Source organism: Kitasatospora sp. NPDC091257 (genome assembly GCF_044757675.1).
GTDB lineage: Bacteria > Actinomycetota > Actinomycetes > Streptomycetales > Streptomycetaceae > Kitasatospora > Kitasatospora lactacystinica.
Genome location: NZ_JBIVVI010000357.1, coordinates 1 through 7407, shown reverse-complemented (window position 1 = coordinate 7407; position 7407 = coordinate 1). Strand labels below are relative to the sequence as shown.

The 7407-nt window shown below is 72.1% G+C and carries 5 protein-coding genes; 1 reads left to right on the top strand and 4 read right to left on the bottom strand.

Translation table 11 applies throughout. From position 1 onward, the window contains the following. Positions 1-594, bottom strand: a 594-nt coding sequence (locus tag ACIQOV_RS18215; protein WP_401049590.1) for an HdeD family acid-resistance protein, incomplete at its 3' end; no start/stop codon positions are given. Positions 595-821: 227 nt separating this feature from the next. Here ACIQOV_RS18215 and ACIQOV_RS18210 point away from each other — a divergent pair. Continuing rightward, the gene (locus ACIQOV_RS18210; protein ID WP_401049588.1) at positions 822-2642 is read left to right on the top strand and encodes an NAD-binding protein; all 1821 of its coding nucleotides are present in this window, start codon (positions 822-824) and stop codon (positions 2640-2642) included. A 196-nt stretch (positions 2643-2838) separates the two neighbouring features. On the opposite strand, the gene ACIQOV_RS18205 is transcribed toward ACIQOV_RS18210, so the two are convergent. The 3 genes from ACIQOV_RS18205 to ACIQOV_RS18195 form a co-directional block, all read right to left on the bottom strand. Further along, the gene (locus ACIQOV_RS18205) at positions 2839-3624 is read right to left on the bottom strand and encodes an enoyl-CoA hydratase (protein WP_359900403.1); all 786 of its coding nucleotides are present in this window, start codon (positions 3622-3624) and stop codon (positions 2839-2841) included. A gap of 142 nt (positions 3625-3766) precedes the next feature. Continuing rightward, positions 3767-6481, bottom strand: a complete 2715-nt coding sequence (gene aceE / locus ACIQOV_RS18200; protein WP_401049586.1) for a pyruvate dehydrogenase (acetyl-transferring), homodimeric type — start codon at positions 6479-6481, stop codon at positions 3767-3769. Positions 6482-6684: 203 nt separating this feature from the next. Beyond that, complete coding sequence (locus ACIQOV_RS18195; protein ID WP_401049584.1) at positions 6685-7380, bottom strand: GntR family transcriptional regulator; 696 nt, start codon at positions 7378-7380, stop codon at positions 6685-6687. Between the last annotated feature and the right edge of the window lie 27 nt (positions 7381-7407).

The window sequence follows — 7407 nt, the reverse complement described above, 5'->3', positions numbered from 1 at the left end:
CCCCGAGGGGATCTGCTTGGCCCGGCCGCGGACCTGGATCGCCGTCACGATCTCGACCAGGCCCAGGATCACCAGCCAGCACCCGGCCAGCACGGCCAGCGCGGTGATCGACCCGACCGGCCACACCATCAGCAGCACGCCGGCCAGGGTGTTGGCCGCGCCCGCGAAGGCCTGCCAGCCGCGGGCGGGCATCAGCGGGTCGGAGATCGCGGCGGCGAGCTGGGTGATGCCGCGGAACAGCCAGCCGATCCCGATCCAGATCGCGAGCAGCAGCAGCGACTGCGCCGCGCTGCGGAAGCAGAGCAGCCCCAGCAGGACGCAGATCGCACCGCTGATGAAGGCCAGCACCCGCAGGGCCGCGGTGGAGTGGGTGCCGAACGCGGCGATCAGCTGCACGATGCCGATCACCAGCAGGTAGAGGCCGAACAGCACGCCCACCACCAGGAGCGTCTCCTCGGGCCAGGCGAAGACCACGATCCCGAGGGCGAGCGAGGCGAGTCCGGCGACCAGCAGGACCTGCCAGGCGGCCTTGGCGAGCAGTCCGAGCGGGCCCTGGACCGGGCTGCCGTCGGGGGTGATGATCGGAGGGGCCACGGTGGCGTACTCCTCGGGCTGACGCCGGGCGACGGGTGACCGGTGTCCTGCCTGGTCGTGTGACGCAGGACGGGTGAGGTCGGGTCGGCCGGCTGACGGGCAGGGAACGAACCCCAGCATCTCCGCGCCACGGCCGGACCGCGCGTCGGATACGGCCGTTCGGGGGATCCGCCGCGGTCGCCGGAACGTCACCCTCCGGACACTTCCCGTCGATATCATCCGGCGGTATGACTTCTGAAGGGTGGGGGACCCCTCCGGTCGAGCCGATCAGCCAGCACTACATCGTCTGCGGGGGCAATGCGCTGGCCCATCGCCTGATCCTGGAACTCGTCGAGCACTACGAGGTCCCGGTCGTCGTCCTGGTCGCCGACCGGACCCGCGACCACGCGCCGCAGATCGAGCAGCTGTCCGGCGTCGCGGCGGTCGTGGAGTACGCCGGCATCACCGAGGAGGCGCTGCGCGCGGTGTCCATCGGCACCGCGCGCGGTCTCGCCCTGGTCGAGGGGAGCGACCAGGAGAACATCCACGCCGCGCTCAGCGCCCAGAACCACAACCCGGACATCCGCATCGTGTTCCGGATGTTCAACCAACGGCTCGGCGAGAACATCGAACGGCTGCTCAAGAACGGTGCCGCGCTCTCCGGTTCCGCCACCGCCGCCCCGGCCTTCGCCTCCGCGGCGCTCGGACGTCCCAACTCGGTGGAGATCGAGGGGCGTTACCTGCACATCGCGTTCGACGACGACATCACCTCCGACCGGATCTGCGTGGTCGCCGACCAGATCGACCGGCAGGACCTCGGCAGGATCCGACTGCTGCCCGAGCAGCAGGGCGACTCGGCCGAATTCGTCCGGCTCGCCAGCGAGTTCGGCGACGACGGGCCGATCCGACCCGGAGGCGTTCGGCGCGAACCGGCGCCCGCGGCCGACCCCGATCAGGAGGAGGAGCCGGGCGGCAGGGCGGCGCTCCAGGTGCTGCGGATCGAACCCCGGGAGCCGATCGACTGGAAGCGACGGCTGCGCTGGCGGCTGCTCGACACCATGCGCTTCTTCACCAGCGCCCGCATGCGGCTGGTGCTGCTCACCGCCCTCGCGGCGGTGCTGCTGGCCTTCGGGGTGCTCTGGTACCTCAACCGGAACTTCGGCTGGACCGTCTACATCGCGCTGCTCGACCTGGCCGGCGCGGCCCAGCCGGACCAGCTCTCCGACATCTCCTCCGGGACGGGCACCGGCGGGTTCTGGCAGCGGGTCGCACAGGTGGTGATCACCATCTGCGGGATCACCTTCGCGCCGGTGGCCACCGCGATCGCGGTGGAGGTCCTGGGCTCCGGGCGGCGCGGGCAGCCGCGCAACCCCGGGGCGGGCACCCGGGACCACGTGATCGTCGTCGGCCTCGGCAATGTCGGAACCCGCGTCGCGATCCAACTGCACGACATGGGCGTGCCGGTGGTCTGCATGGAGCGGGACCCGCAGGCCCGCGGCATCGCCGCCGTCCGGGCGCTGGGGATCCCGGTGGTGATGGGCGACGGTCCGTTCGAGCAGCAGCTGCGCCGGGCCCGGCTGAAGCACAGCCGGGCGCTGGTCGCCGTCAGCGGGGACGACGCCACCAACCTGGAGGCGGCCCTGGAGGCGCGCCACGGCAATCCCGACGTCCGGGTGGTGGTGCGGCTGTTCGAGGACGACTTCGCCAGTCACTTCTACAAGACGCTGGACAACGCGGCCTCCCGGTCGGTGTCCTACCTGGCCGCGCCCGCCTTCGCGGCGGCGCTGATGGGGCGCGAGGTGCGCGGGACGCTGTCGGTGCTCCGGCACGTGCTGCTGATCGCCGAGCTGAAGGTGGAGGACGGCAGTGGGCTGATCGGGCTGAACCGGCACGATCTGGAGGACCCGGGCGGCGTCCGGGTGATCGCCGTGCGCTTCGCCCACGGCGGGCAGCTGCTGTGGAACTTCCCGGACCGCACCCGGCAGCTCGCCCCGGGCGACGAGATCGTGGTCGCCGCCACCCGCAGTGGGCTCGCCCGGCTGAACACGGTGGCGGTGGAGGAGGACTGAGCGCGGCGGCCGGTCGCGAACGGCCTTCGGCGAACAGGCGACGGCTTTCGGAGGACGGATGACATCCGACAGATGACAGCGGACGGCTTTCAGTGGACAGAGTTCAGCGGACAGATTTCATCATCTGAAATCTGTCCGCTGCCCGTCGTCCGCGGCCTGTTGTCGCCTGCTGTCGCCTGCCGGACGGCCTCCGGTGTCAGCGGTTCTGGAACTCCGGCGGGCGCTTCTCGGCGAAGGCCGCCATGCCCTCCTTCTGGTCCGCCGTGGCGAAGGCCGCGTGGAAGAGCCGGCGCTCGAAGCGCACGCCCTCGGCGAGGGTCGTCTCGAAGGCGCGGTTGACGCTCTCCTTCATCATGATCGCGGCCGGGGTGGACATCGCCGCGATCGTCTCGGCGGTGGCGAGCGCCTCGGCGAGCAGCTGGTCCGCCGGGACGATCCGGGAGACCAGTCCGGCCCGCTCGGCCTCCTCGGCGCCCATCATCCGCCCGGTCAGGCACAGCTCCATGGCCTTCGCCTTGCCGACCGCCCGGGTCAGCCGCTGCGAGCCGCCGATGCCGGGGATCACCCCGAGCTTGATCTCCGGCTGTCCGAACTTCGCGGTGTCCGCCGCCAGCAGGATGTCGCACAGCATTGCCAGCTCGCACCCGCCGCCCAGTGCGAACCCGGCCACCGCCGCGACCACCGGCTTGCGCACGGCGCCGAGCCGGTCCCACGGACCCAGCCAGTCGTCCAGGTAGACGTCCGGGAACCGGTTGCCCTGCATCTCCTTGATGTCGGCGCCGGCCGCGAAGGCCTTCTCCGAGCCGGTGATCACCAGACAGCCGATCTCCGGGTCCCGGTCGAAGGCGGTCGCGGCGGCGACCACCTCGTTCATGAGCCGGGTGTTCAGCGCGTTGAGCGCCTTGGGCCGGTTGAGCGTGATCAGCCCCACCCGGCCCTTGCGCTCGACCAGGATCGTCTCGTAGGTCTCGGTCTCGGTCATCGCCGTCGACTCCCATTTCCGCTGCTCGGCGCCCGTGGGCGCGCCCTGACCACCCAACGATCTACGACGCGCCCCGCCTCGCGCCAGTCTTGGCATGCGAGACGCCGGTCACCAGGCGGTGGAGCGGGTGGACGCCGAGCCGTCAGAAGCGGACGCCGTAACGTTCCGCCGCCCGCCGTACGGTCTCCGCCTCGACCTCGCCCCGACGGGCCAGTGCGGCCAGCGCCGCGACCGTCACCGACTCGGCGTCCACCCCGAAGTGTCGCCGCGCCGCCGTACGGCTGTCCGAGAGGCCGAAGCCGTCGGTGCCCAGCGAGGTCCAGTCCTGTTCCACCCAGGGGCTGATCTGGTCCGGCACCGCGCGCATCCAGTCGCTGACCGCCAGCACCGGCCCGGGCGCCCCGGCCAGCGCCCGGGTCACATAGGGGACGCGGGTGGCCCCGTCGGTGCCGGCCGCCGCCCGCGCCAGGTCGGCCGCGTCGCAGTCCAGCGCCTCCCGGCGCAGTTCCGTCCAGGAGGGGGCGGACCAGACGTCGGCCGCCACGCCCCACTCCTCGCCGAGCAGCCGCTGCGCCGCCAGCGCCCAGCGCACGGCGGTGCCGGAGGCGAGCAGTTGGAGTCGCGGCGGGTCGGCGGGCAGGGCGGCGGGCAGGGCGGCGGCGTCCGCCGTGCGGTAGCGGTAGAGGCCGTGCAGGATGCCGTCCGCGACCTCCTCGCCAGCCGGGAGCGCGGGCTGCCGGAGCGGCTCGTTGTAGACGGTGAGGTAGTAGAACACGTCCTCACCATGGGGGTGTTGCGCGCTGCTGCCGTACATCCGGCGCAGGCCCTCGCGGACGATCACGGCCACCTCGTAGCCGAACGCCGGGTCGTAGCAGAGTGCGGCCGGGTTGGTGGAGGCGATCAACTGGGACTGTCCGTCGGCGTGTTGCAGTCCTTCGCCGGTCATGGTGGTGCGTCCGGCGGTGGCGCCGATCAGGAAGCCGCGGCCCAACTGGTCGGCCAGCGCCCACATCTGGTCGGCGGTGCGCTGCCAGCCGAACATCGAGTAGAAGATGTAGAACGGGACGACCGGCTCGCCGTGGGTCGCGTACGCGGTCGCGGCGGCGGTCATCGAGGCCATCGAACCGGCCTCGGTGATGCCCTCGTTGAGGATCTGGCCGGTCGCCGACTCCTTGTAGTGCAGCAACTGGTCGCGGTCGACCGGGTCGTAGGTCTGCCCGAGCGGGGAGTAGATCCCGGCGGTCGGGAAGAGTGACTCCATGCCGAAGGTGCGCGCCTCGTCCGGGACGATCGGTACCCACCGGTGGCCGGACGCCTTGTCCCGCATCAGGTCCTTGACCAGCCGGACGAAGGCCATGGTGGTGGCGATCTCCTGGCTGCCGGAGCCCTTGAACAGCGTTTCGAAGGGCTTCGCGGGCGGGGTGGGCAGCGGGGCGAAGCGCACCCGGCGGGCGGGTGCCGGTCCGCCCAGTGCGGCGCGGCGCCCGCGCAGGTAGCGGGCCTCCGGCGAGTCCGGGCCGGGATGGGCGTACGGGGGCAGTTCGTCGGCCAACGTGCTGTCCGGGATCGGGAGTTCGAGCAGGTCGCGCATGGCCCGGAACTCCGCTCCGGAGAGTTTCTTCATCTGGTGGTTGGCGTTGCGGGACTCGAAGCCGGGGCCGAGCGTCCAGCCCTTGACGGTCTGCACCAGCACCACCGTGGGCGCGCCCCGGTGCTCCAGCGCCGCGCGGTAGGCCGCGTACACCTTGCGCGGCTCGTGTCCGCCCCGGGAGGTGGCGACGGTCTCGATCAGCCGCCGGTCGTCCAGGGTGTCGGCGAGCAGCCGCAGTTCGGGCGAGCCGTGGAAGAGGTGCTCGCGGACGTACCCGGCGTCCGAGGCGGCATAGGTCTGGAACTGCCCGTCCGGCACCTCGCCCAGCCGGCGGACCAGCGCGCCCGTGGTGTCGCGGGCCAGCAGCTCGTCCCAGGCCTCGCCCCACAGCGACTTGACCACGTTCCAGCCGGCCGCCCGGAACCGGCGCTCCAGCTCCTGCACGATCTTGCCGTTGCCACGCACCGGCCCGTCCAGGCGCTGCAGGTTGCAGTTGACCACGAAGGTGAGGTTGTCCAGGTTCTCCCGGGCGGCCAGCGCGAGCGCGGCGGTGGACTCGGGTTCGTCCATCTCGCCGTCGCCGAGGAAGGCCCACACGTGCGAGCCGGAGGTGTCCTTGATCCCGCGTGCGCCCAAGTACCGGTTGAACCGGGCCTGGTGGATCGCCGAGAGCGGCCCGAGGCCCATCGAGACGGTCGGGAACTCCCAGAACCAGGGCAGCCTGCGCGGGTGCGGGTAGGAGGGCAGGCCGTCGCCGGCGGCCTCCTGGCGGAAGCGGTCCAGCTGGGCCTCGGAGATCCGGCCCTCCAGGAACGCGCGGGCGTAGACGCCGGGGGCGGCGTGGCCCTGGACGTACAGCTGGTCGCCGGAGCCGTCGGCCTCCTTGCCGCGGAAGAAGTGCTGGAAGCCGACCTCGTACAGCCAGGCGGCGGAGGCGTAGGTGGCCATGTGCCCGCCCAGGCCGCCGCGGTGGTTGCCCCTGGTCACCATGGCGGCGGCGTTCCAGCGGTTCCAGGCGGTGATCCGGCGCTCCATCTCCTCGTCGCCGGGGAACTCCGGTTCGGCGGCGGTGGGGATGGTGTTGACGTACGGGGTGTCCAGCAGCGGAGGGACGTCGAGCCGCTGCAGTTCGGCGTGCTCGACGAGGCGGCGCAGCAGGTGGGCGGCGCGGTTCGGGCCGCCGAAGTCGCGGGCGGCGTCGAGGGACGCGCGCCACTCCGCGATCTCCTCGGGGTCTTGGTCGGGAAGCTGGTCGAGCTGGGACACGGGTGGTTCCCCTTCGTCGGTGCGCTTCAGAGGCTCATATTCCGTGATGCGGAATAGTATTCCTCTCCATGGAACTACTTGGACGGTAGGGAGCGAGAGGGGGGTGCGTCAACCGCTACTGGTGGGTAGTTTGAGCGATGATCGATCATCTCTACACGAACTTTATGTGAGCGCGATGAGTCGGCACCCTGACGAGGGCGGGCTCAGTCGGAGCGTCGGCCGTCCTCGGGTCGACCGTCCTCGCGCCGGGCGTACTCCAGGACGTGCTCGGCCAGCAGCCGCCCGACCGCCGGGTCCTGCCGCCGGAAGGCCTCGATCAGCGGCCGGTGGTCGGCGGCGTTCTCGTGCAGCTCCGGCCGGACCTCGTGCAGCGACAGCACCGTCCACACCTCGACCCCGAGGCCCTCCCAGGTACGCAGCAGCGTCCCGTTGCCCGAGGCGGCCACGATCTCGCGGTGGAAGGCCACCCCGTGCCGGGCCTGGCCGAGCGCGTCGCCCGCCGCCGCGGCCGCCGCCATCCGCTCGGCGTGCCGCTCCAGGGCGGTGGTGTCCCCGGCCAGCCGGACCACCGCCGACTCTGCGGCCAGCCGCTCCAGCGCGGCCCGTACCTGGTAGACCTCGCGAAGCTCGGCCGGGCCGATCTCGCGCACCCGCACGCCCCGGTTGGGCTCGGCGTCGAGCAGCCCGAGCGTCTGGAGTGCGCGCAGCGCCTCGCGGACCGGTGCCTGGCTGACGTTCAACTCGGCGGCCAGGCGCCGCTCGACGATCCGGTCCCCGGGCTGCCAGCGGCCGTTCAGCAGGCCCTCCAGCAGCAGCCCGCGCACCTGCTCGCCCAGCGGCACCCGGGACAGCGGGTCGGTGTCCCCGGCCGGGGTCGGCGGCGGGACCGGGTGGTTCATGACGGGCTCCAGACGTGCCGGTGGAGG

Coding starts and splice junctions, on each gene's coding strand:
- ACIQOV_RS18210 (WP_401049588.1), top strand. CDS start 822: ATGACTTCTGAAGGGTGGGGGACCCCTCCGGTCGAGCCGATCAGCCAG.
- ACIQOV_RS18205 (WP_359900403.1), bottom strand. CDS start 3,624: ATGACCGAGACCGAGACCTACGAGACGATCCTGGTCGAGCGCAAGGGC.
- ACIQOV_RS18195 (WP_401049584.1), bottom strand. CDS start 7,380: ATGAACCACCCGGTCCCGCCGCCGACCCCGGCCGGGGACACCGACCCG.